Origin of the sequence: Marinobacter sp. M5B, from assembly GCF_042604615.1 — a bacterium.
GTDB classification, from domain to species: Bacteria; Pseudomonadota; Gammaproteobacteria; order Pseudomonadales; family Oleiphilaceae; genus Marinobacter; species Marinobacter salarius.
In genome coordinates, this window is sequence record NZ_CP156894.1 from 3,489,277 (window position 1) to 3,515,387 (window position 26,111).

The window sequence follows — 26,111 nt, forward strand, 5'->3', positions numbered from 1 at the left end:
ATTCGGGCAGTGGCCGGCTGCCACTGCCCGCTCCCAAGTCACCAGCTACCACCCCACCCGTTTTCCGAGCACGCAGACTCCCCATAAAGTCGCCTGGCAACTACCAGGGCCCCGCCCTATTATTGTGGCTCAGAGAGACAATAATAATCGCGAGCGACGGCACTATGGTTGATCCCATCAAGGTTTACCCGGCCAAACCTTCCAAGGTCTATTTCTACGGCACCTGCCTGGTCGACATGTTCTATCCCGACGCGGGCATGGCCGGCATCCAGTTGCTGGAGCGGGAAGGCATTCAGGTCATCTACCCTGAAGACCAGACCTGCTGTGGCCAGCCTGCCTACACCTCCGGCTATCACGACGAAGCCCGCGCAGTCGCCCACGCCCAACTCGGGCTGTTTCCGGAAGACTGGCCGATTGTGGTGCCCTCCGGTTCCTGTGGCGGCATGATGCGCAAGCATTACCCGGCGCTGTTCAAGGACACCTCCGATGAAGTCGCGGCCGCTGAAATTGCCGGGCGGGTATGGGAACTGACGGACTTTCTGGTGAACGTGTGCCACATCAAACTGGACGACCTGGGTGAGCCCACCACCGTAGCCATGCACACCTCCTGCTCCGCCCGCCGTGAAATGGGTGTGGCGGAAGTCGGCCCCAAGCTGCTGGGGCAACTGAAAAACGTCAACCTGGTAGAACAGGTTCGAGCCGAGGAATGCTGCGGCTTTGGCGGTACCTTCGCGGTGCGCCATCCGGAAATTTCCGGGGCCATGGTCAGCGAGAAAGTGGACACCCTGGTGGACACCGGCGCCAAAGAGTTTGTCACCACGGACTGCGGATGTTTGATGAACATCGCCGGGTACGCTGAGAAAAACCAGAAGCCGGTGACCGGCCAGCACATTCTGAGTTTCCTCTGGGAACGCACCAGCAGTGGAGGTGAACAGTCATGAGCGAGACAACACACGGCTCTTCACACCATTCCGCCCATCACATCGATGTAAAAGAGTTCCACCCGCGCGCCCGGGCGGCCATCCACAACCCGCAGGTTCGCCAGAACTTTCGCAAGGCGATGGACGGTCTGATGACCAAGCGCAAGTCCGCCTTTGAAGGTTGGGACCTGGAAACCCTGCGAGACCTGGGCGCCAATATCCGCGGGCGGGCCCTGGCCAGCCTGCCGGATTTGCTGGAGCAACTGGAACAGAAGCTGACCGAGAACGGCATTACAGTGCATTGGGCCACCGACGGTGATGAAGCCTGCCGCATCGTACGCGATATCTGCGTGGCGCGGGACGCCAAGACGGCGATCAAAGGCAAGTCCATGGTCTCTGAGGAAATGGAGCTGAACCATTACCTTGAGGAACAAGGCATCGAGGCGCTGGAGTCGGACCTTGGCGAGTACATTGTGCAATTGGCGGAAGAAACACCCTCGCACATCATCATGCCGGCGATTCACAAGAACACTGGCGAGATCTCCCAACTGCTGCACGACAAAACCGGCACCGACCTCTCCAACGATGTGGAATACCTGACCGCGAACGCCCGGCTGCAGTTGCGGGAAAAGTTCCGCAATGCCGACGTGGGCATTTCCGGCGTTAACTTCGCCGTGGCCGAAACCGGCACCCTGTGCCTGGTGGAAAACGAAGGCAATGGCCGTATGACCACCACCGTACCGCCCTGCCACATTGCCGTGACCGGCATCGAGAAGGTGGTGCCCAACCTGGAAGATGTCACCGCCCTGCTGGCGTTATTGACCCGTTCCGCCACCGGCCAGCACATTACCACTTACTTCAATATGATTTCCGGCCCCCGCAAGCCCAACGACATGGACGGCCCGGAAGAGGTTCACGTGGTGTTGGTGGACAATGGCCGCTCCACCATCTACCAGGACGACGAGCTGCTGGACACCCTGCGCTGCATCCGTTGCGGCGCCTGCATGAACCACTGCCCGGTGTATACGCGGGTGGGCGGCCATACTTATGGCACCACCTATCCCGGCCCCATTGGTAAAATCCTGATGCCGCATATGGTGGGCCTTGATGAAGGCCGGCATCTGCCGACGGCCTCAAGCCTGTGTGGGGCATGTGGTGAAGTCTGCCCCGTTAAGATCCCGATTCCGGACCTGCTGGTGCGGCTGCGACAGGAATCCGTGGACGGTGACAAGCTGCATCCGGCCAAGGTGCGCGGCCACGGTGCCAAGCGCAGTGGCGTGGAAGCCATGATCTGGAAGGGCTGGAGCTGGATGCACGCCAAACCAGGCCTCTATCGCCTTGGCACCAGCCTGGGCGCACGATTCCGCAAGCTGCAACCAGGCAAGATGGGCGCCTGGACGCAATACCGAACCGCGCCAAAACTGGCGCCCAAAACCCTCCACGAACGGATGAAGGAGCGTGGCCAATGAGTTCCAGAGACGCCATTCTCCAGCGCCTGCGCAACCGCACCGGCGGTGAACTGACGGCCCCGGAATGCGATTTTTCAGTGCTTGATCGTCCGGACTGGAGCACCGCTGAACGGCTGGACATGTTCGAACGGACCATCGAATCGGTTCACGGGGAAGTGCATCGCACCACGGAATCCGGCTGGATTGACCGGTTGGCTGAAATCCTTCAGAGCCGCGGCGCCCAGACCCTGCTGATTGCCAAGGAACATGAGATCGGCCAGGCCCTGAGAAGCGCCACCAAAAACCGCGAGGACCTGCCGCAACTGCTGGTGTACGACGAGCCCATCGAAAGCTGGCAGGAAGCACTGTTCAATGAGGTGGACGCCGGCATCACCTCTACCCGGGGCGGCATTGCCGAAACCGGGTCACTGATTCTTTGGCCGACGGCGGATGAACCCCGGCTGATGAGCCTGGTGCCGCCCATTCATATTGCGATCCTGAAGGCCAGTGAGTTGTACACCACGTTCCACGATGCCATGCAATCCCAGAACTGGGCCGCTGGCATGCCAACCAATGCGCTGTTAGTCTCCGGGCCTTCGAAGACCGCTGATATCGAGCAAACTCTCGCTTACGGTGTTCACGGTCCCAAGGAACTCATCGTACTGGTTATTGAATGATCCGAGGCGCATTACTGATTGCCCTGGCCGCCCTGCTCTGGGCGACCACGGGTATCGTGGCAAAATTCCTGTTTTCCGGCTCCGACCTGCAGGCAGTGACACTGGGTTTCCTACGGCTGGCGGTCGCTTTACCCTTCTTCTTTGGGCTGATGCTGAGGGAGCAGCGCGCGCTCGCTCGAAGTGCAACCTCTCCGCCAAAGTTCACCCGTAAAGCTCTGGTTCCGCTTGTGGCCCTGGGCTTCTTCCAGGCGGTCTATCAGGGCAGCTACCTGCTGGCCGTGGATATGACCGGCGCAGGTATCGCAACGCTGATTGCTCTGTGCCTGGCACCCGTGATTGTCGCCATCATGGCGGCACCGCTGCTGGGCGAGAAACCGGGCGTGGTGACAATGCTGGCGTTGGCCGCCGCTATTGCCGGCACCGCGATGCTGGTGATCAGTGACATGGACAGTGCTGGCCATCTTCGCCTGGGTGGCATCCTGGTGGCGGTTCTGGCGGCGCTGGTGTATGCCGGGTTTACGCTGACCAGCCGGCACACGTCCACCGGTACTCCGGTGTTCACCACGGCGTTCATCTGCTTTTTTACCGCCGCGCTGATCCTGCTGCCTGTCGTTGCGCTGAGTGGTGGTTTTGACGGGCTACAGAGCCTGGGCATTTCACAATGGCTGATGGTGGCCTACATCGGTGTGGTGCCAACTTGCCTGGGGTATGTGAGCTTCTTCAGCGGCATGAAGACAACACCGGCTACTCTGTCGAGCATTATCGTGACTCTGGAGCCCCTGTTCGTGGCCATGCTTGCGTGGGTGATTCTGGGTGAGGAATTGGGGGTGATCGGTATTGCCGGGGCGTTGATTCTGACGGCGGCGGTGATCGTGGCCTCTCGCAGCAGTGCCGGGAGTCGTCCCGACACTGCCTGATACCGCCGAGTCAGGCGGTTTACTCTTCCTCTTCTACCCGGCGCTGCTTTTCGAGCATGTTCGGCTGCAGGATTTCGATCCAGTAGCCGTCCGGGTCCTTGATGAACGCCAGGCCCTTCATTTTGCCGTCGTCCGGCTTCTTGACGAAGTCCACACCCAGTTTTTCAAAGCGATCGCAGGCGCTGTAAACGTCCGGCACCGCTACGCCGATGTGGCCAAAGCCCTGGGGCTCGTCGTTGCCATTATGGTAGCCAAACTCTTCATCGTTTTCGGTGCCCCAGTTGTGGGTCAGTTCGAGCATGGCTTCGCGGCCAAAGATGAAGGTGGTGCGGTGAGCGTCGTCGTTGGGGACCATGTTGGCCTGGCGGTCGTCGAGGTAGGCGAGGAAGTAGAGGGTGAATTTCATTTCCGGGAAGTCGAGTTTTCTGACGAGGCGCATGCCCATTACCCGGGTGTAGAAGTCCATGGAGCGCTCGGGGTCTTTGATGCGCATCATGGTTTGGTTGAAGACGTAGCCTTCGGTTTCGGGGACGGTTGCTTCGTGCAGGCCGGGGGCTTGTTCGAAGTGTTTGGGCATGGGAGCTCCCTTTTATGGGTTCAGGATTCAACCATTATACTTGCGTGCGTTGCGGGGAAATTTCAAGGGCAAAAAAAGGCCCCACAGTCAGAGACACAAAACCTGTGGGGCCTTGGAAACTTTTTTGATTGCATGGTGGGGGGGGGCTGGCCAGTGTGGAGGCTTTCTCCCCAGACACGCCGTGAACCCATCCATGGGGGCTCGGCATTGCCATCCCTGGCAATGCACGGTCTGGGGAGAAAGCCCCCACACTGACCGATCGCACTCTTCAGACAACGCCTTTAGGCGTATGCCTCCTGTATTTGTCTCGACTCACGCCAACTGGTGTTCTTCGCCTTCGTAGTACGCCTCTACCCTCGGGTTCATCACCTTTTTCCACAGTGGCGGGATCATGGCCAGGACGACCATGGCGGCGTAACCGGCGGGGAGCTGGGGTGCTATTTCGTGGTGGCGGAGGACCTGGTAGCGGCGTTTGGCCCAGGCGTGGTGGTCGCTGTGGCGTTGGAGGTGGAACAGGAAGACATTGGTGAGGAAGTAGTTGGAGTTCCAGCTGTGTTCCGGGCCGGTGCGTTCGTAGCGGCCGTTTTCGAGCTTGCGACGGTGGAGGCCGTAGTGTTCGAGGTAGTTGACGATCTCCAGCAGGTTGAGGGCGATGAAGCTCTGGCCGAGGAAGAACGCGGCGCCGAGCCAGCCAAAGGCGACGGTGAAGGCCGTGAAGGCCAGCGCGGTGATGCTGTACCACCAGATGAGTTCGTTGCGCCAGCTGAGGACGCTATGGCCTTTTTTCTCGAGACGTTTGGCTTCCAGTTTCCAGGCGTTGATGAAGTTGCGGGCGTAGGCCTGGGGCAGGAAGTTGTAGAGGGACTGGTTGTAGCGCGAGGACGAGGCGTCTTCCGGGGTGGAGACGTGAACGTGGTGGCCGCGCAGGTGTTCGACTTTGAAGCCGGCGTAGCTGACCAGTGACAGCAGGAAGCCGCCGGCCCAGGTTTCGAGTTTGCCGTCTTTGTGGATGAGTTCGTGGGCAACGTTTATGCCCAGGCCGCCAACGATGCCGACGGAGAAGATCCAGCCGATGCCACCGGCCACATTGAACAGGCCGGACGCCAGCACGAACATGCTCCACACCAGCAACACCGCAAAGGCGGCAACCCAGCCCAGGGTGATGAACTTGTAGAAGCGTTCGGTGTTCATGCGTGGGGTATCGGCTTCCTCGTCCGGGTTAAGGGCGTCTTTGCCCAACAGCAGGTCGAGGACGGGGATGATGCCGAAGACGACCACCGGCACGCCCCAGGCGAACAGGTTGACCCATCCGGTGGCTTGCCCGGCCGCCAACAACAGGGGCGGCAGGGCCAGGGGCAGCATGGCGATCAGGTAGCTGTATTTCTTGAGTGTCAGCAGCACTTTCCGGCGGGCGGACTCGGTGCTCAGGATCAATGGTTTCGTACTCACGTGTTTTCCCTCATCGGCTGTTGCTTTCGATCTGGGCGATCGCTTCTTGTTAACTGCATTATTGTCCTACAATATAACAGTCGTCAAGAAAACCGTGGTACTTTTTAATCACTGCATTTAGCAATACAGCCCCAATCGCGCTATCTCACTGTGATTGCTCCTCTGTTTCGGGGGCTCCGGCCCCATGCAGTTCCCGACGTCGGTGCCAGTAATTCATGGCCAGCAGTACCAGCATCGCGACCACACCGGCGACTTCCACTTGCAGGTCCGGGTAAAAGATTGCGATCACCGCGCCACTCAATGCCAGTCGCATCCAGGGTTTCATGTGAGTGAACAGAAAGCCTTCAAGCGCCGCTGCAAAGGCCGCAAGGGCGAGTATGGCGATGAAGCCGTTCCAGAGAACCAGCGGTAACGGCCCCCCTTCGATGATCACGGGGTTGAACACCATGAACAGCGGAATGAGGTAAAGGCCCTTGGCGAACTTCCAGGCCTGTACGCTGGTTTCCATGGTTTTACTGCCCGCGATCGCCGCCCCCGCGAAGGCGGCCAGCGCCACAGGCGGCGTGACGTTGGAATCCTGGGAGTACCAGAACACCAACAGGTGAGCGACCAACAGCGGGATACCGAACTCGTTGGTCAACGCCGGCCCCACCAGCACGATCAGTACGATGTAGCTGGCCGTTACCGGCAGCCCCAGGCCCAGAATCAGGCTGGCGATGACCACCAGGAACAGCGCCATCAGAATGTTGCCGTCGGCGAATGCGATCATCATTGATGAGAACTTGAGGCCCAGCCCGGTCAGGCCAACCACCGCCACCACAATACCGGCAATGGCGCAGGCAATGCTGACGGGAACCGCGTTGCGGGCACCAAGTTCGAGGCCCTGCAGCAGTTTTACAACGCCTTCACGCAGCGCATGCGTCAGGGCTTTTCCAAGCTGGTTGTCTGCCCGCCCCTGTTTATAGGCAAGGTACAGGCCGTTCAGCCCGGCGATACCAATGATACCGACTACGGCATAAAACCCGACCCGCATGGGGGAGATGCCCATCACCAGCAGGTACACCAGCATGATGATCGGCAACAGGAAGTACCAGCCGCAAGCCATCACTTCCCGGAGCTGAGGAAGATCACTGGAAGGCAAGCCTTTCATGCCCTGCTTCACCGCGCAGATGTGAACGAGCAGATACACCGTGGCGAAGTACAGCAGGGCCGGAAACACACTGACTTTTACAATGTCGAGGTAGGGCACACGGGTGTATTCCGCGATCAGGAAGGCGCCGGCGCCCATCAGCGGCGGCATGATCTGGCCACCGGTACTGGCTGCGGCTTCAATGCCACCCGCCTGGGCCGGACGAAAACCCAGTTTCTTCATCAGCGGAATGGTAAACGCGCCGGTGGTTACCACGTTGGCGATGGCACTGCCTGAGATGGACCCCATGCTGGCCGAGGCCAGAACCGCAGCCTTGGCGGGGCCGCCGCGCTGACGGCCCGTCGCCGCAAACGCCAGATCGATGAAGAAGCGGCCTGCGCCGGTTACTTCCAGCATGGCGCCGAACAGCACAAAAATGAACACGAACGTAGCAGCAACGCCCAACGGCAGGCCGAAAATCCCTTCCTGCCCCAAATACAGCTGGGCACCGATACGGTCGAGGGAGTAGCCGCGATGGTTGAGAATGCCCGGCAACCACTCCCCCAGCTCCGACAGCGGCCCACGCTGGCCACTCATCGCGTAGAGGATGGCAATCACACCGATCACTGTCAGCCCGGTGCCTACCGCCCGCCGGCTGGCCTCCAGCAAGGTGATGGTACATACCCAGGCCATGACAATATCGGTCTGGTTCCAGAACCCGGCCCGGCCGGTAATCTCATCGAGGAACCAGACCAGATAGAAACCGGATGCGCCCGAGGCTATCAAAAATCCGGTATCAATCAACGCCGTTATGGCGCCGCGCGGTCGGCCAGGCCGGGGCCCAAACAGCAGAAAGCACAGCATCATCACCAACGCCAGGTGAATGCCCCGTTGATAGAACAGTCCCAGCGGTTGAATACCGGCGCTGTATAGCTGAAACAGCGATAGGCCGATACCAATCAGTGCGATCAGCCAGAGCAGTGCCCTGGGCCCGCTCATTCTGGTCGGCTGCCATGCGCCATTGGTTTTCAGGTAGATGGCCGTTTCTTGACTCATTGAAGCGTGCTTCCTTTATCCCCTGCAGGCCGTACTCGAATCTCAACGAGTTTGTCAGCGGCCAGACGGCTTAGACTCACCACGCGCGAATCCACCTCAATGCGGTGATTCACCGACAAGGCGCCAACGCGCAGCGAGAGACGATTATTGGGTATGGGCACCTGCATATCGACGATGCGGTAGCCGTGGTCGTCATCCGACGTCAGTGTGCCCCGGCCACGGGTATGGCCAAGGCCGGCTGCAAAGTCCGGTGTGTGGCTACTGTCCAGAATCAACTGGTCCGCTTCCATGCGAAAGCAGTCCGTCACAGGAAACCCCTGCACCGAGTGATTCCAGATCAGGCACCACCGCCCGCCCTCGGGCAGGCCGAGCTGCACCAGCGACGTCTGACTGGTATCAGACACCGACAGTTGCCAGACCGCTTTGCTCTGGGCGCCGACTGCTGTGGGCCATAATCCCCACAGCAGTGACGCGAGCAGGCAACAGACCCTGCAAACCATGAACCGACGAATGATAACGACGGATTCCCGATTACTGGCGCAGTGCCTCCGGCACTTCTGCACCTATTTCCTCGTAATAGCGAATGGCACCCGGATGGAGAGGAATGGGTGTGGAATCCAGGCTGAACTCCACGGTGGTGTCGTCAGCGGCCGGATGGATCGCCCTCAGGGCCTCTACCTTCTCGAAGAGCAGCTTGGTGATCTTGTAGGCAAGATCTTCCGACATGGCTCTATTGACGGTAAGAACGTTGGGAATGCCGATCGTTGCAATGTCCGAATCGACACCCTCGTAGGTACCGGAACGCAGCTTGTAGGGCGCAAACACCGGCACTTCTGCTCTGGCGTTGGCGATTTCCTTCTCGGAGAGAGGTATCAGTGCAATGTCACGGGTGGTGGCAAGGCTGACAATAGAGCTTGTTGGCGGGCCAACACTCCAGAACGCGGCGTCGATGTCGCCATCGCGAATGGCATCTGCAGATTCATTGAAGTTCAGGCCACGCTCGTCGAAATCGTCGAAGCTCATGCCGTTGGTTTCCAGCAGGGCCTTGGCGTTCACTTCGGTACCGCTGCCCGGCGCACCAACCGACACACGCTTGCCAGCCAGGTCTGCCAGCGACGTAATGCCAGAGTCCGCCAGGGTGACAATCTGAACCGCGTTCGGATAAAGCGAGGCAATGGCCAGCACATCCAGCTTGTTGCCATTGAAACGTTCGCCACCGTTATAGGCCTGATGGACGGTGTCTGCCAGGGCAATCGCCAGATCCGAATCCTGACGATGAACCAGCCCCATGTTCTCAACCGAAGCACCGGTGACTTCGGCAACTGCGCTGTACCCTTCAATATGCTGACTGATCAACTCCGCAAGGCCACCCCCGAGAGGGTAATAGGTACCACCGGTGCCGCCCGTGGCAATGGAGAGATTGGTATCCGCCTGTGCCGGAGAAACACCGATCAGCGCGGTCGCGCCCAGTGCCAGAAATAGCTTTCGCATGTTGCTCACCTCGTTTTTGTTGGATTAGCGTCGGGACGTTTGATCCTTTGACGTCATCATAGGATAGCAGCTTGTATATCAATCTTCGGGGAAGCGTCGATATTAGACATTAGAAATGAATAGGCGGAAATTCACCAAGTATGGCAGGACAACGCACGGTTTTCTTCGACTTTCCCGGAGCCCTTGGTGCGCTTACGTCTCAGTATAAGCGCGCCTTGATAATCGGTTTCAGAAGATAGCTCAGCAGGGTGCGCTTGCCCGTCTGGATGTCAACCTGTGCCACCATGCCCGGGCGGATCGGCAAGGTTATACCGTTGCGCTCCAGATAAGCCTTCTCGGTGCGAATCAGCACCTCGTAGAAGGCTTCCTTACCCCGTGGCGTTTCCTCTTCGATGGTGTCTTCACTGATTTGTTCTACTTCACCTTGGAGGTCACCATAGATGGTGTAGTCATAAGCTGTAATTTTCACGCTGGCAGGCATGCCGGGTGCCACAAAGGCGACATCCTGAGGCCTCACCTTGGCCTCAATCAGCAACTGCCCCTCAATAGGTGTGATTTCCATGATCGGCTCACCGGGCCGAATCACCCCACCCTCGGTATTGATCAGAATGTCATTAACTCTGCCTCGCACCGGGGAGTATATGTTCGTACGTTCAAGCTTATCTCGCCTCTGCATCAACTTCTGTTCAAGGGAGCTCACCTCCGCCTGTTTGGCGGACAGTTCGGTGTAGGCATCCTGCACATAAGTGTTGCGCAGCTCTGCCAGCCGTCCGGCCAGGCCGGCAATGGTCTGGCCCAGTTTCAGAGACTCCATTTCGCTGACAGAACGTCGCTCGACCAACGGTTCTACCAGTTCCAGCTGTCGGCGCGCCAGACTCATTTCCTTGTTGATTGATCGCTCCGCCTCACGCATCCGCTCACGCCGGGCATGAAATAACGCTCGTTCTGACTGGACCAGTTCGCCTTCAGGATCCAGTGTTTCGGGAAAATCAATGTCACTCTTCTCCAGCACCTCGGCTTTCAATCGTGCAATGGATGCGCGCAATACGGCGATCTGACTGGCGATCTCGAGGTAGGCGCTCCGGAACTGCGTATCGTCGAGGCGCACCAGGAGCTGCCCCCGCTCCACACGATCACCGCGGCGTACCATAAGCTCGGCCAGAATACCGCCATCCAGGCTCTGAATAGTCTGCATGCGGCTAAGAGGCACGACCTGCCCCTCACCACGAGTGACTTCGTCAACCTCCGCCCAGGCCGACCAACCAATGAACACCGCAATGACCAATAGACTGAACCAAAGTATCGGATGGCTGGCCCGATAGTGACGGCTAACCTTTGTATCACCCAGTTCATTCAGAATGCGCAGTGTTTGAGTATCCCGACTAGCCATCCTGGCCCTCACTCTTCTCCACGGCATCCCGCTTAGGTGCTCGCACCAGATTGCCATCAACCACCGCCCCCACCGGGCCATCCATCACTACCCGGCCATCCCGCAGCACCACAGCACGACCCACCAATGACAGCAGTGCCCGTTTGTGTGTCGACACCACCAGAGTTCGTCCCTCCAGCCAATGCTGCAGGTAATCAATAATCTGCTTTTCGTTGGCCTGGTCGAAGGCGGATGTTGGCTCATCCATCAGTACGATACGGGGATCCTGAAGCAACAGGCGCGCCAGCCCGATTGCCTGACGCTGACCACCTGAGACACTACCACTGCCCTGAATGGGTAGATCCAGGCCCAGCGGATGACGGCGCACGAAAGGCCCCAGGCCCACAGCTTCCAGTTCAGTATGCAGAGTCGCATCATCATGGGCGGCGTTGTCCAGAAGGAGATTCTCACGCAGGGTGCCATAGAACAATCCGACATCCTGAGGCAGGTATCCGATCGCTCGTCGGCGATCTGCCGGCTCTATCTGACCCAGATTGACGTCGTCCAGAACCACACGCCCACCATCCGGATCGGTCAGCCCGGCCATCAGGCGCAGTAGCGATGATTTACCAGCCCCGTTTCCGCCCAGCAGAGCCACACGATCGCCGGCATGCACCTCCAACGATGAAATGGCCAACGCCGCTGGAGCCTCTTCCTCATAGCGCAAGGTTACGTCTTCCAGTTGATAGTGGCCCTTCAGCGAAGGCTTGTGTGCGAAGGCGCGTCCCGCCGGACGCTCTACCGGCGCGTTCATCAGCTCATCGAGCCCCTCCATGGCCACTTTGACGTGCTGCCACCGCGTGAGAATGCCGGCCACCTGAGCCATTGGTGCAACCGTACGCGAAGCCAGAATGGTGCACGCAATCAACGCACCGATGGTCATCTCGCCAGCACCAATCTGGTATACACCGACCATGACCACGCCGATGTAACAAAGCTGCTGCACCATGATGGCACCGTAGCCAAGCATCGATGAAAGCCGGCGCACCCGAACGCCTACCTCAGCGAGATCCGCTGAGAGGTGCTCCCAAAGCCGGAGATTGCGCCCCTCAGCCCTGGTCGCTTTGACCGTCTCCAGGTTTTCTATAGACTCCAGCAGCACGCCCTGACGTACGGCGCCCTCGCTCAGATTCTGTCGGGAAAGCTTGGCCAGATGCCCTTGAGCCAAGAGCCCCGGCAACACCATCAGTATCACGGCAACCAGCGGCACCCAGACCAACGGCCCACCGATGTAGGCAATAACGCCGAGGAACAGAACGACAAAAGGCATGTCGCTAATCGCTCCAACCGTCGAGGAGGTAAAGAACTCACGGACTCCCTCAAACTCACGGATCTGGGAACTGAAGGCGCCGGTGGAGCCAGGTTTAGCGGCCAACTTGAGTTGCATCACCCGGTCGAACAACAGCCCCGAGAGCTGAAGGTCCAACCCCTTACCGGTTACATCCAGCAGGTGGGCGCGCAGACTGCGCAACATGAACTCCATCACCACCGCCAACGCCACACCACTAGCCAGGATCCATAACGTATCGTAAGCGGAGGTAGGCACGACCCGGTCATAGACCTGCATGGCGAAGATCGCCGTTGATATGGCCAACACATTTGCCATCAGCGCCGCCACGCCTACCTCAACCCAGGTGCGCCAACGCCGTTTTAACGGCTCCTTAAGCCAATGCTCGTCCTGTGCTCGGGCGAAATCGCCCGCTCGCTGGTCGGGCCTATAGGCCTTCCGCGCGACAATGGCGCTGCCAGCGTAATAGTGCGCCAAAGAGTCCCGGGTTACCTTTTCTTGGCCACCGCCGCTCTCAGGCACCAGGATCACCGCGTCGTCTTCCTGCCACTCCACTAACAGCGCCGTACTGCCGTCACGCTGAATCAACAAAGCTGGCAGAAGGCGAGAATCCATCTGTTCGAAAGGCAACGCCAAAGCCCGCCCCTCGACCCCAACCCGATGCAGCGCCCGCGAGACGAGCGCCAATGGCAGCCGCCCCTCTTCAAGCGCCAGGCCATCACCCAGTTCAGCCACCGTGGCCGTCACACCGAGCTGCCGACAAAGCACCACCAATCCCTCCCTCAAGGGGTCTTCCGGACGCTGCACCTGTTCCTGCTTCCTTGTCATAGCGCTTCGTTTCCGTCATCGACCTTTGAGCTCAATACCTCATCCAATCGGCCCAGCCGAGAAGCGACGCGATATTGAAGACGGACCTTCTGGCTCTCGACTTCATGGATCTGTCGTTCGGTATCAAACATGTCTCGCTGAATAGGGAGCAAATCTTCAATGTCCCGAAGCCCAGCCTCGAACTGTTCGTGATATGCCTCAGCAACCTCTTCAGCGCGACGAAGCTGCACCTCAAGAGATTCAAGTCGCCAGCCAAGGACCTCGTGTTGCTCGAACCAGGCGGTAAGTTCCCGACGCAGTTCCCGGCGTGTCGCCCTTTGTTCCCACCTCGCGGCCTCAACCTGACGGCCTGCCGACTCCACGCGACGAAAATTGGAGAGTCCTTGAAACGTATCTATGCGCAAACGCAGGGCGATCACCGCGTCCTCTTCCATACGGCCACCAATCTCGCGACGCATCAATGAGCCTTCCAGGTTGAGACGGGGCTTCAGCGCTGCACGGGACTCATCACGCCGGGCGATTGCCTCATCAACTTCTTCGCGGACCCGCCGGTACTCCGGCGCCTCGGCCACGGCTTTATCCAGCTCTCCGGAGCGCCGCAAATGGCCAATGATGGCTTTCGGATCAGGTTGAGAAAGATCTTCGGCGGCATAGCCGACAAGCTCGCGAAACTGCGATTTGGCGTCTGCCAGCGCCCCCCTTTCAACAGCCAGTTGTTCCCGAGCACGGGCCAGTTCCAGCTCCGCCCGCCCCGCCTCGGACCGACCTACGTAACCCAGTTCGCTACGATCATGGCTGAGCTCCGCGAGTTGCCCCAGCCGCGTTATATGACGTTTCACTGCTTCTGCTCGTGACTCGTAGAGCAGCACATCCAGGTAAACCTCAATGATGTCCAGAGCTGCCTCGGCACTCGCAATCTTGAGAGCCTCCAGCTTCTGGCGCTCCACCGCTGACGCGCCCTCTACCTGGGAGTTAACCTCTCCCCAGTCGTATAGCGTCTGGCGTGCAGTAACTTCGTAACCGATTTCACCCCACAAGCTATTCTCTGGACCGGCGCTGGCCTGTACCGTCGGCCAGTACCCATCAACAGCGATATCAAGGTTTATACCGGCTGCTTCAACTTCGGCACGGGCTGCGGCAACGGAAGGGTGGTTAAGCATTCCTCGGTATACCGCCTCTTCCAGACTTATGGCCTCCGAGGGTAATGGCGTCACCAGCCCGATGAAGGCCACGCCTACGAGCAACGAGCAAAAGCTCCGTCCGGGCGTCAAGAAACCTCCACGTTAATACCATCCTGCACCAATAGAGTGGCGTCATTGAGCGAATACTCGGAGTAAGTCACACCACCACGCACGACCGAAGCACCCTCAACCCAACTCTCACTGCCGATATTCAGGGTGTCCTGCTCGTCGCCCTGAACGATCAGTGTGTTGTCTTCGTCCGTCAGTTCGATAAGCTCAGCGCTATCAAGCGTCAGGGTACTGGAGCCGTCACTCTGGCCCAGATCAATCTGCTCTATTCCCGAAACAGGCCCCGTACCGGGATCGGTCATGTCCAGATTGATCCCCCCATCAAGCATCAGCTCATCGAAGCCGTCGCCCCCATCAACTGCCGCAAACTGATCACTGGTCGCCCAGATAAAGTCATCACCGTTACCTCCATTAAAGGTGTCCTGGCCGGATCCATCTATCAGGGTGTCGCTGCCATCGCCACCATTCAGCGTGTCATTACCTGAACCTCCCCGAATAAGGTCGTTCCCGCCCCCGCCATAGAGATCGTCACTTCCGTCGTAGCCATACAGGCGCTCGCCTTCTCCTGAGCCAATAAGCGTATCGTTACCGTCGCCACCCTCGATGATTTCGTCGGCGCCCAGAAGCGTTTTGAGAACATCGACCGAGGTCAACTGGCCAAGCGAGGCAGAGTCGGTGAGGCCGTCGGCATTGGTGGCCGTGATGCTAGTGGCAGCCAGCAAGTCTGCTTGCACATCGATATCAAGCCCCAGAAGGGACTGGCCATTCTCGAAACGTACGGTGGCCAGGAGTTCATTGATTGCGAAGTTGTCGATGTCGCCATCATCGGCCGCCGTGATGGTCAGCACGGACGAGGGAGCGACCAAGCCCAGCAAGCCTGGATCGTTCTCCACACGAAACTGCAGTCCAAGCTCATCGGCCAGTTGCGATGATGCCGTCAAACTCTGCTCGTCAAGGTTGACGCTGAGTATTGGTTGATAGGCCACTTCGACGGAGCGAAGCTTGCCCCCCGCATCCACCGCAGTGAAATCCTGATTATTGAGGTTAAACAGACCAAGCGCTTCCACGCCAACGACGCCCAGCAACGCGGAGGTGTCGACCTGAACAACAGGAGCAGGCTGGCCTGGCGATGGCGCCGGTGGTGTACCACCAGTGCTGTCAAACTCCACCTGGGTATCAGCCGTGTCGCCATCGTTGTCCGAAACACCCGCGGTAACCGTGGTCGTCCCTCCTACCAGGTCAGTATCAGCCGTGGCTTCGTCCACAAGCAGGTTACCCTGGTTGAGCAGAGCGGCAATCACGTCCTGATCGGTAGCAGCGCCCTCTATCAGATCAACGCCTTCCACCACGATTTCCTGATCAACCTCTGCAGCATTAAAGCCCCCGAGAAACCCTCCGGTGCTGCTAATAGAGATCGTGGTATTCGTACCATCAAAAGCGAAATGCAGATAATTCGCCAGGTTGCCAGGATTCGAGCCAATCCGACCTTCGCCCTGCAACAAACCCGTTAAGTCGAGTATGTCGCCATCGGCGGCCACCGATACGAAGTTGAAGTCGGCCACGGTATCTACCACTGGCGTACCAGCTACCCCTTGATGACCGTCTTCCCAGCGGAGCACGTCACGACCAGAGCCGCCCGTCAGGGTATCGGCGCCGGCGCCACCGATCAGGATATCGTTGCCGTCGCCCCCATCGAGCGTGTCGTCGCCAGCGCCGGCACGCAGGATGTCCGAGCCACCAAGACCGTTGAGACTGTCATTCCCAGCGTAGCCATAAGAACGATCTGAGCCCTCGGTACCAGTCAGAGAGTTATTTCCACCATCCCCTTCGAACAGATAATCGGGCGAGTTATCGTTCAGCAGATTGAGTGCCAACAGATCGCTACTGCTCTCACTCACCGTGTTATTTTGGGAATCAGTCGCTTCAATAGAGAGCGTCGGCGCTACGCCCACGCTAAGAACCGGACTTGTGAAATAAACGGATCCCAGATACTCGTTGAGCTGCTGGTTATCGAGGGCGCCTCCGTCCGCGGCTGAAATTGTCATAGACGCGGTCAGCCCCAACAATGCGCCAAGATCGTCGGTTTCTATGGAGAAGCCGAACTCGTCAGCCAGATCCTCCGCCCCCCGAAAACCTGAGGGCCCCAAATTAACGCTGAGAACGGTAAAGCTAAGGGTAACTGACTCAATGTCATTGTTTTCATCAGTTGCAGCAAAAGCTTGTTGCTCGCTGAAATTGATCAGATTCAATGCATCTGCGCCAACCAATCCCAGGAGGCTATTCGAATCGCCCAAAGACACCTCTGGGCCGACCATTTGTTCAACCGGCAACTGAGAAACGCCTGTGTGCGTGTACTCATAGCTACCATCAAACATATTGACCACCAACGACTCACCTTTAACGGTTTGGACCGTGAGTTCTCCAGTGGTGGTGTTGTAGTCCTCCGAAGAGAACGTCAGGACACTATCAGTGGTCCCACTCGCCGACACCGAATTGGTTGCCGAGTCGAGTTCAAAGGTATAGCCATCAACCGTTACCGAGGAAATATGCCCACCATCGGCGCCAAACGACTCGACAAATGAACCGTTCTCCGTCGTTGGTGCAGAAGTGATATTGAATAACACCGGGTCTGCCGCCACCGGCATGTCATCCTCGACATTCACGGCCAGCGCGCCCTCGTTACTGGTATTGCCAGCGGCATCGGTCATACTGACGCCGAAGTTCAATGTCAGGACATCTTCAACACTGTCACCGGGGTGGTCCAGCGGCGCCTCCAGCGTAAAACTGTATGCGCCCGCCGTTGTTAGCGTCAGGGTAGCAACGGTACCAGCACTGACAGTTGAACCCGTCAACGTATAGGTGTCTCCCGAGAACGCGCCCTGCCAGGACACGGCCTCCCCGCCGGAGGTAACCGGTGGAGGCTCGATAACCGTGACCTCGGAGATGCTGGTGTCCTCCGTGATAGACAACGTGCCGCCCACGGTCGCGGAGTTCCCTGTGTCATCAGGCGTACCGGTATTATCCGGCTCGCCACCCGGCAGGCCCTCTTCCGAAACAGCACTAAGGGCATCGCCGACTACCGGAGCTGTGGTGTCCACATTCACCCCGATAAGGCTGCCGTTACCACTGGTGTTGCCCGGCGCATCCGTCTGGCGCGCCAGCACATCTCCTTCGGCATACTGACCCGCCGGGAGTTCAAAGCCATTGCCTGTGCCCTCGCTCCAGGTCGCCCCTCCGTCGAGCGAATACGACCAGGTGGCTCCAGGTTCCAGGCCGCTGACCGTGACCGTACCATCGCTGGTCACACCATCGCCGTCTGTGCCTGTGTCGTTCGCCAGCGACAGTGTCGGCGCATTTGGGGCCACCGTGTCCACCGTCAGGTCGAACGTGGTACTGACTGGCGATTCATTCCCTGCCGCATCCGTCGCTGTGGCCGTGAAGTTGTGGCCACCTTCAGCCAGGGTCGGTGTTTCAAAGCTCCAGTTACCCCCGGTATCCGTCACTGTCGTACCGATCGCGTTACCGTCCTGGAACACTGTCACCGTACTACCTGCCTCGGCAGTACCACTCAAGATCGGAGTGATCTCATCGGTGCTCGATCCGGTCGGTAGATCACCCGTCACACTGCCGGTATCGTCAGTGGCGGAATCAATCGTTGGAGCATCCGGGGGATCCACATCCAGCGTGAACGTAATCTCATTGCTATCCGATGAGGCGTTACCCGCCACGTCGGTAATCTCCGCCACGGCATTCGACAGCCCTTCGGCAAACGGGCCCGTCAGGTCCAGGCCAACGTCGCCGGCGGCCAGGTCTGCGCCCGTTACAAGATGTTCGAACGTGTGCTCAACCCCGTTACCATCGGTCAGGGTCACCCTGACGGTGTCCCCTTCCTCGGTCCCGACCGTCAGGCTGACCACCGCCTGGATGCCATCGCCCAGCTCATCGTTGCCGATGAAGCCGTTGTCCGCTTCAGGGATCAGCAGCGTGGGCGCATCCGTGCCGTCCGCACCACCGGGGCTGGTGTTGTCCACGGTCACCCCAATCAGGCTGCCCTCATCACTGGTGTTGCCCGACTCGTCGGTCTGGCGCGCCAGCACCTCCCCTTCGGCGTACTCGCCCGCCGGCAGCTCAAAGCCATTGCCGGCACCTTCGTTCCAGGTGGCCCCGCCATCGGTGGAGTACGACCAGGTGGCTCCGGGTTCCAGGCCGCTGACCGTGACCGTACCATCGCTGGTCACGCCATCGCCGTCTGTGCCGGTGTCGTTCGCCAACGCCAGCGCCGGCGCATTCGGAGCCACTGTGTCTACGGTCAGGTCGAACGTGCTACTGACAGGCGATTCGTTCCCTGCCACATCAGTGGCCATGGCGGTGAAGTTGTGGCCACCTTCCGCCAGGGCCGGTGTTTCAAAACTCCAGTTACCTCCGGTATCCGTCACCGTCGTACCGATCGCGTTACCGTCCTGGAACAGCGTCACCGTGCTGCCCGCTTCCGCAGTACCGTTCAAGATCGGAGTAGTCTCATCGGTGCTCGACCCACTCAGCAGACCACCCGTCACATCACCGGTATCGTCAGTGGCGGAATCAATCGTTGGAGCATCCGGGGCATCCACATCCAGCGTGAACGTGACCTCGTTGGTGGCCAGCGAGGCATTGCCCGCCTCGTCGGTAATCTCCGCCACGGCATTCGACAGCCCTTCGGCAAACGGGCCCGTCAGGTCCAGGCCAACGTCGCCGGCGGCCAGGTCTGCGCCCGTTACAAGATGTTCGAACGTGTGCTCAACCCCGTTACCATCGGTCAGGGTCACCCTGACGGTGTCCCCTTCCTCGGTTCCCACCGTCAGGCTGACCACCGCCTGGATGCCATCGCCCAACTCATCGTTGCCGATGAAGCCGTTGTCCGCTTCGGGGATCAGCAGCGTGGGCGCATCCGTGCCGTCCGCACCACCGGGGCTGGTGTTGTCCACGGTCACCCCAATCAGGCTGCCGTCATCACTGGTGTTGCCCGACTCGTCGGTCTGGCGCGCCAGCACCTCCCCTTCGGCGTACTCGCCCGCCGGCAGCTCAAAGCCATTGCCAGTGCCTTCGTTCCAGGTGGCCCCGCCATCGGTGGAGTACGACCAGGTGGCTCCGGGTTCCAGGCCACCGACCGTGACGGTACCGTCGATGGTCACGCCATCGCCGTCGGTGCCGGTGTCGTTCGCCAACGCCAGCGTCGGCGCATTCGGCGCTACCGTGTCCACGGTGATCGTAACCGGGTCGCTGGTATTACCGGCTTCATCGGTGGCCGTCACGCTCACATCGGTACCATCGGCCAATGGCGCATCGGGCGTCACCGACCAGCGGCCATCCACATCGGCTTCGAGGGTGTAATCCGCCGTGCCGTCTCCATCCGTGTCAATGCTCACCGTGCTGCCCGGCTCCGCTGTACCGGTCAGGTCACCATCCCCCGCCGGGTCAACGGTGACCGACGGCGGCGTGGTATCAATCGTCAGCGTACCGCTGACGCTACCAACGTTGCCCGACGCACCCGTGGCGGTTACCTCAACGGTGTAATCGCCCTCGGCCAGGGACGGCAACTGATCATCCGCCAGGGTCCAGGTGCCATCGCCATTGTTGGTGGCGTTGTAGTCGTTACCGTCCACCGTCACGGTGACGTCGGCGGCCGCATCGTCCACCGTTCCGCTCAACGCCGGGGTCGTGTCGTTCGTGGACAGCCTGTCGAAGGTCACCGCCGGCACGGAGGTATCCACGGTGAGGGTGCCGGTGTTCGACCCTTCGTTACCCGCCGGATCAACCGCGGTTACGGTGACGGTGTAATCCCCCGCACCCAACGCTGGCAATGTGTCGTCGGCCAGGGTCCAGGTACCATCACCGTTATTGGTGGCGCTGTAGTCATTACCATTCACGGTCACGGTGACGTCGGCACTGGCGTCATCCACCGTGCCGGTCAGTGCCGGTGTGGTGTCGTTGGTGGTTCGGGGGTTCACGCCCACGGTCGGAGCCGTCTGATCCAGCGTGGTGGTGCTGGCCACTGAGCCACTGTTGCCAGCCTCGTCCGTCACCGTCATGGTCACGGTGAGTTCACCATCGGCCAGACCGCTCAGGTCCTGGCCTGTCACGCTGACGTTGCCGCTGCCGTCGACGCTGATCGCGCTCGCAGGGACCGTCACGATGCCTGAGACACCGTCGGTGATCTCGATACTGTCAACGGTGGCGCCCGCTTCCACCTGGCCGTTCAGACTGACGGCGCTCGCGTCGGCGGCACCCAACACGTCATCACCACCATCATCGAAGGCGATGCTGTTAGCGCCGGCCTCCGGAACCGTCGTATCCAGCGTGAACGTGACCTCGTTGGTGGCCAGCGAGGCATTGCCCGCCTCGTCGGTAATCTCCGCCACGGCATTCGACAGCCCTTCGGCAAACGGGCCCGTCAGGTCCAGGCCAACGTCGCCGGCGGCCAGGTCTGCGCCCGTTACAAGATGTTCGAACGTGTGCTCAACCCCGTTACCATCGGTCAGGGTCACCCTGACGGTGTCCCCTTCCTCGGTCCCGACCGTCAGGCTGACCACCGCCTGGATGCCATCGCCCAGCTCATCGTTGCCGATGAAGCCGTTGTCCGCTTCAGGGATCAGCAGCGTGGGCGCATCCGTGCCGTCCGCACCACCGGGGCTGGTGTTGTCCACGGTCACCCCAATCAGGCTGCCGTCATCACTGGTGTTGCCCGACTCGTCGGTCTGGCGCGCCAGCACCTCCCCTTCGGCGTACTCGCCCGCCGGCAGCTCAAAGCCATTGCCAGTGCCTTCGTTCCAGGTGGCCCCGCCATCGGTGGAGTACGACCAGGTGGCTCCGGGTTCCAGGCCACCGACCGTGACGGTACCGTCGATGGTCACGCCATCGCCGTCGGTGCCGGTGTCGTTCGCCAACGCCAGCGTCGGCGCATTCGGCGCTACCGTGTCCACGGTGATCGTAACCGGGTCGCTGGTATTACCGGCTTCATCGGTGGCCGTCACGCTCACATCGGTACCATCGGCCAATGGCGCATCGGGCGTCACCGACCAGCGGCCATCCACATCGGCTTCGAGGGTGTAATCCGCCGTGCCGTCTCCATCCGTGTCAATGCTCACCGTGCTGCCCGGCTCCGCTGTACCGGTCAGGTCACCATCCCCCGCCGGGTCAACGGTGACCGACGGCGGCGTGGTATCAATCGTCAGCGTACCGCTGACGCTACCAACGTTGCCCGACGCACCCGTGGCGGTTACCTCAACGGTGTAATCGCCCTCGGCCAGGGACGGCAACTGATCATCCGCCAGGGTCCAGGTGCCATCGCCATTGTTGGTGGCGTTGTAGTCGTTACCGTCCACCGTCACGGTGACGTCGGCGGCCGCATCGTCCACCGTTCCGCTCAACGCCGGGGTCGTGTCGTTCGTGGACAGCCTGTCGAAGGTCACCGCCGGCACGGAGGTATCCACGGTGAGGGTGCCGGTGTTCGACCCTTCGTTACCCGCCGGATCAACCGCGGTTACGGTGACGGTGTAATCCCCCGCACCCAACGCTGGCAATGTGTCGTCGGCCAGGGTCCAGGTACCATCACCGTTATTGGTGGCGCTGTAGTCATTACCATTCACGGTCACGGTGACGTCGGCACTGGCGTCATCCACCGTGCCGGTCAGTGCCGGTGTGGTGTCGTTGGTGGTTCGGGGGTTCACGCCCACGGTCGGAGCCGTCTGATCCAGCGTGGTGGTGCTGGCCACTGAGCCACTGTTGCCAGCCTCGTCCGTCACCGTCATGGTCACGGTGAGTTCACCATCGGCCAGACCGCTCAGGTCCTGGCCTGTCACGCTGACGTTGCCGCTGCCGTCGACGCTGATCGCGCTCGCAGGGACCGTCACGATGCCTGAGACACCGTCGGTGATCTCGATACTGTCAACGGTGGCGCCCGCTTCCACCTGGCCGTTCAGACTGACGGCGCTCGCGTCGGCGGCACCCAACACGTCATCACCACCATCATCGAAGGCGATGCTGTTAGCGCCGGCCTCCGGAACCGTCGTATCCAGCGTGAACGTGACCTCGTTGGTGGCCAGCGAGGCATTGCCCGCCTCGTCGGTAATCTCCGCCACGGCATTCGACAGCCCTTCGGCAAACGGGCCCGTCAGGTCCAGGCCAACGTCGCCGGCGGCCAGGTCTGCGCCCGTTACAAGATGTTCGAACGTGTGCTCAACCCCGTTACCATCGGTCAGGGTCACCCTGACGGTGTCCCCTTCCTCGGTCCCGACCGTCAGGCTGACCACCGCCTGGATGCCATCGCCCAGCTCATCGTTGCCGATGAAGCCGTTGTCCGCTTCAGGGATCAGCAGCGTGGGCGCATCCGTGCCGTCCGCACCACCGGGGCTGGTGTTGTCCACGGTCACCCCAATCAGGCTGCCGTCATCACTGGTGTTGCCCGACTCGTCGGTCTGGCGCGCCAGCACCTCCCCTTCGGCGTACTCGCCCGCCGGCAGCTCAAAGCCATTGCCAGTGCCTTCGTTCCAGGTGGCCCCGCCATCGGTGGAGTACGACCAGGTGGCTCCGGGTTCCAGGCCACCGACCGTGACGGTACCGTCGATGGTCACGCCATCGCCGTCGGTGCCGGTGTCGTTCGCCAACGCCAGCGTCGGCGCATTCGGCGCTACCGTGTCCACGGTGATCGTAACCGGGTCGCTGGTATTACCGGCTTCATCGGTGGCCGTCACGCTCACATCGGTACCATCGGCCAATGGCGCATCGGGCGTCACCGACCAGCGGCCATCCACATCGGCTTCGAGGGTGTAATCCGCCGTGCCGTCTCCATCCGTGTCAATGCTCACCGTGCTGCCCGGCTCCGCTGTACCGGTCAGGTCACCATCCCCCGCCGGGTCAACGGTGACCGACGGCGGCGTGGTATCAATCGTCAGCGTACCGCTGACGCTACCAACGTTGCCCGACGCACCCGTGGCGGTTACCTCAACGGTGTAATCGCCCTCGGCCAGGGACGGCAACTGATCATCCGCCAGGGTCCAGGTGCCATCGCCATTGTTGGTGGCGTTGTAGTCGTTACCGTCCACCGTCACGGTGACGTCGGCGGCCGCATCGTCCACCGTTCCGCTCAACGCCGGGGTCGTGTCGTTCGTGGACAGCCTGTCGAAGGTCACCGCCGGCACGGAGGTATCCACGGTGAGGGTGCCGGTGTTCGACCCTTCGTTACCCGCCGGATCAACCGCGGTTACGGTGACGGTGTAATCCCCCGCACCCAACGCTGGCAATGTGTCGTCGGCCAGGGTCCAGGTACCATCACCGTTATTGGTGGCGCTGTAGTCATTACCATTCACGGTCACGGTGACGTCGGCACTGGCGTCATCCACCGTGCCGGTCAGTGCCGGTGTGGTGTCGTTGGTGGTTCGGGGGTTCACGCCCACGGTCGGAGCCGTCTGATCCAGCGTGGTGGTGCTGGCCACTGAGCCACTGTTGCCAGCCTCGTCCGTCACCGTCATGGTCACGGTGAGTTCACCATCGGCCAGACCGCTCAGGTCCTGGCCTGTCACGCTGACGTTGCCGCTGCCGTCGACGCTGATCGCGCTCGCAGGGACCGTCACGATGCCTGAGACACCGTCGGTGATCTCGATACTGTCAACGGTGGCGCCCGCTTCCACCTGGCCGTTCAGACTGACGGCGCTCGCGTCGGCGGCACCCAACACGTCATCACCACCATCATCGAAGGCGATGCTGTTAGCGCCGGCCTCCGGAACCGTCGTATCCAGCGTGAACGTGACCTCGTTGGTGGCCAGCGAGGCATTGCCCGCCTCGTCGGTAATCTCCGCCACGGCATTCGACAGCCCTTCGGCAAACGGGCCCGTCAGGTCCAGGCCAACGTCGCCGGCGGCCAGGTCTGCGCCCGTTACAAGATGTTCGAACGTGTGCTCAACCCCGTTACCATCGGTCAGGGTCACCCTGACGGTGTCCCCTTCCTCGGTTCCCACCGTCAGGCTGACCACCGCCTGGATGCCATCGCCCAACTCATCGTTGCCGATGAAGCCGTTGTCCGCTTCGGGAATCAGCAGCGTGGGCGCATCCGTGCCATCCGCACCACCGGGGCTGGTGTTGTCCACGGTCACCCCAATCAGGCTTCCGTCATCACTGGTGTTGCCCGACTCGTCGGTCTGGCGCGCCAGCACCTCCCCTTCGGCGTACTCGCCCGCCGGCAGCTCAAAGCCATTGCCGGTGCCGTCGTTCCAGGTGGCCCCGCCATCGGTGGAGTACGACCAGGTAGCGCCAGGCTCCAGGCCACCGACCGTGACGGTACCGTCGATGGTCACGCCATCGCCCTCTGCGCCGGTGTCGTTCGCCAACGCCAGCGTCGGTGCATTCGGAGCCACTGTGTCTACGGTCAGTTCGAACGTGCTACTGACAGGCGATTCGTTCCCTGCCACATCAGTGGCCATGGCGGTGAAGTTGTGGCCATCTTCCGCCAGGGCCGGTGTTTCGAAACTCCAGTTCCCCCCACTATCCGTCACCGTTGTACCGATCGCATTACCATCCAGGAACACTGTCACCGTACTGCCCGCTTCGGCAGTACCGCTCAAGATCGGCGTGGTCTCATCGGTGCTCGATCCGGCCGGTAGATCGCCCGTCACACTACCGGTATCGTCAGTGGCCGTATCAATCGTCGGGATATGCGGAGCGGTAGCAGTGGTCGGGGCAGACACGTTGCCCGCCCCATCGGTACTGGTGACTTCAACACTCTCACCATTGGTCAATGGTTCATCCAGGCTGACCAGGTATTGACCATTATCGTCAACGGTGGCGCTGCCCAGTTCGTTACCGCTGCCATCGGTGACGGTCACTACGCTGCCCGGTTCGGCCGTGCCGCTAACTTCATTGCCAGCGTCGTTGAAGTCGACGCTCGGGCTATCCGGAGCTGTCATGTCAGGCGCAGTCACTGTGGCCCGGTAGTATTCGTTGCCGGCCTCATCGGTCGCAGTAACCACCATCACTTCGCCGTTGGTTAGCGGCTCGTCCAAGTCGATACTGTACCTGCCGTCATCACCGACGGTAGCCCGGCCCAGCTCGATACCACTGGTGGCATAGGCGACGATTACGGTGCTACCCGGTTCAGCAACGCCTCTAACCTGGTCACCAGTATCGCTAACGCTGGCCCGGGATACGTCAGGAGGAACGTCATCTCCTGCGGAGTCACCCGATGAGGATCCACCAGATGATCCAACAGCCACTGCACCGGCCACCGCGGCAGCTCCGCCAATCCCCGCTAGCAGCCACCAGCCGGACCCATCCCCCGCACCCGCACCCGCAATTTCATCAACGGTTATCTCAGCAAAGGAAAATTCAGACCAGGGCGAATCGTACTGCCCCCACCAAAAAATACCGCTGGAGTCTTTGAGAACCAGTTCGTTTCTCTGGTCGTCACCCGGAGCGAAAAACCCCTCGATGACAATCGACTCTCCCGACGTGAGGGTGACCAGCAAATCGTCTGCCACCGTGTCAATGGACGCAATTTCCTCGGGGCCAACCGAAAGCGTTATTACGCTGTTAGTCGGGTTATCCAACGCATCGAGCTCTACTTCTGAGCTCTGACCAGTTTCCTTGTTGGTTACCATCACTGCTGTCAGGTCACGCATATCC

13 protein-coding genes are annotated in these 26,111 nt (G+C 60.4%); 4 read left to right on the forward strand and 9 right to left on the reverse strand.

The window, feature by feature from the left end; genetic code table 11:
- The first annotated feature begins 164 nt into the window (after positions 1 to 164).
- Genes AAGD24_RS15895 through AAGD24_RS15910 form a run of 4 tightly spaced genes read left to right on the forward strand, consistent with a single transcriptional unit; the run spans position 165 to position 3,962 of the window.
- Positions 165 to 941, forward strand: a complete 777-nt coding sequence (locus AAGD24_RS15895; protein ID WP_041335553.1) for a (Fe-S)-binding protein — start codon at positions 165 to 167, stop codon at positions 939 to 941.
- The gene (locus AAGD24_RS15900; protein WP_269399691.1) at positions 938 to 2,389 is read left to right on the forward strand and encodes a LutB/LldF family L-lactate oxidation iron-sulfur protein; all 1,452 of its coding nucleotides are present in this window, start codon (positions 938 to 940) and stop codon (positions 2,387 to 2,389) included. The genes AAGD24_RS15895 and AAGD24_RS15900 overlap by 4 nt, the downstream gene beginning before the upstream one ends.
- Positions 2,386 to 3,045, forward strand: a complete 660-nt coding sequence (locus AAGD24_RS15905; protein ID WP_075194448.1) for a lactate utilization protein — start codon at positions 2,386 to 2,388, stop codon at positions 3,043 to 3,045. The genes AAGD24_RS15900 and AAGD24_RS15905 overlap by 4 nt, the downstream gene beginning before the upstream one ends.
- Positions 3,042 to 3,962 carry a DMT family transporter gene (locus AAGD24_RS15910; RefSeq protein ID WP_228211006.1) on the forward strand — a complete coding sequence of 307 codons (921 nt, stop codon included), beginning with the start codon at positions 3,042 to 3,044 and terminating at the stop codon, positions 3,960 to 3,962. The genes AAGD24_RS15905 and AAGD24_RS15910 overlap by 4 nt, the downstream gene beginning before the upstream one ends.
- Positions 3,963 to 3,981: 19 nt before the next feature.
- Here AAGD24_RS15910 and gloA read toward each other — a convergent pair whose 3' ends face one another.
- The 9 genes from gloA to AAGD24_RS15955 form a co-directional block, all read right to left on the reverse strand.
- Positions 3,982 to 4,539, reverse strand: a complete 558-nt coding sequence (gene gloA, locus AAGD24_RS15915) for a lactoylglutathione lyase (protein WP_007155583.1) — start codon at positions 4,537 to 4,539, stop codon at positions 3,982 to 3,984.
- Between the two features lie 312 nt (positions 4,540 to 4,851).
- Positions 4,852 to 5,988, reverse strand: a complete 1,137-nt coding sequence (locus AAGD24_RS15920) for an alkane 1-monooxygenase (protein WP_379865657.1) — start codon at positions 5,986 to 5,988, stop codon at positions 4,852 to 4,854.
- A 145-nt stretch (positions 5,989 to 6,133) separates the two neighbouring features.
- The gene (locus AAGD24_RS15925; RefSeq protein WP_036209048.1) at positions 6,134 to 8,173 is read right to left on the reverse strand and encodes a TRAP transporter permease; all 2,040 of its coding nucleotides are present in this window, start codon (positions 8,171 to 8,173) and stop codon (positions 6,134 to 6,136) included.
- Positions 8,170 to 8,736, reverse strand: coding sequence for a DUF1850 domain-containing protein (locus AAGD24_RS15930; RefSeq protein WP_127401815.1), 567 nt, complete (start codon positions 8,734 to 8,736; stop codon positions 8,170 to 8,172). Before AAGD24_RS15930 ends, AAGD24_RS15925 begins: the two co-directional genes overlap by 4 nt.
- Positions 8,705 to 9,664 carry a TAXI family TRAP transporter solute-binding subunit gene (locus AAGD24_RS15935; protein WP_379865659.1) on the reverse strand — a complete coding sequence of 320 codons (960 nt, stop codon included), beginning with the start codon at positions 9,662 to 9,664 and terminating at the stop codon, positions 8,705 to 8,707. Before AAGD24_RS15935 ends, AAGD24_RS15930 begins: the two co-directional genes overlap by 32 nt.
- Positions 9,665 to 9,863: 199 nt before the next feature.
- Positions 9,864 to 11,054 carry an HlyD family efflux transporter periplasmic adaptor subunit gene (locus AAGD24_RS15940; RefSeq protein WP_085679371.1) on the reverse strand — a complete coding sequence of 397 codons (1,191 nt, stop codon included), beginning with the start codon at positions 11,052 to 11,054 and terminating at the stop codon, positions 9,864 to 9,866.
- Positions 11,047 to 13,209 (reverse strand): type I secretion system permease/ATPase, encoded by a 2,163-nt coding sequence (locus tag AAGD24_RS15945; RefSeq protein ID WP_085679368.1) that lies wholly within the window; start codon positions 13,207 to 13,209, stop codon positions 11,047 to 11,049. Before AAGD24_RS15945 ends, AAGD24_RS15940 begins: the two co-directional genes overlap by 8 nt.
- Positions 13,206 to 14,480, reverse strand: coding sequence for a TolC family protein (locus tag AAGD24_RS15950; RefSeq protein ID WP_198324906.1), 1,275 nt, complete (start codon positions 14,478 to 14,480; stop codon positions 13,206 to 13,208). The genes AAGD24_RS15945 and AAGD24_RS15950 overlap by 4 nt, the downstream gene beginning before the upstream one ends.
- A complete protein-coding gene (locus AAGD24_RS15955; RefSeq protein WP_379865662.1) occupies positions 14,477 to 26,107 on the reverse strand; it encodes an Ig-like domain-containing protein in 11,631 nt (3,876 codons plus the stop codon). The genes AAGD24_RS15950 and AAGD24_RS15955 overlap by 4 nt, the downstream gene beginning before the upstream one ends.
- Positions 26,108 to 26,111 lie beyond the last annotated feature (4 nt).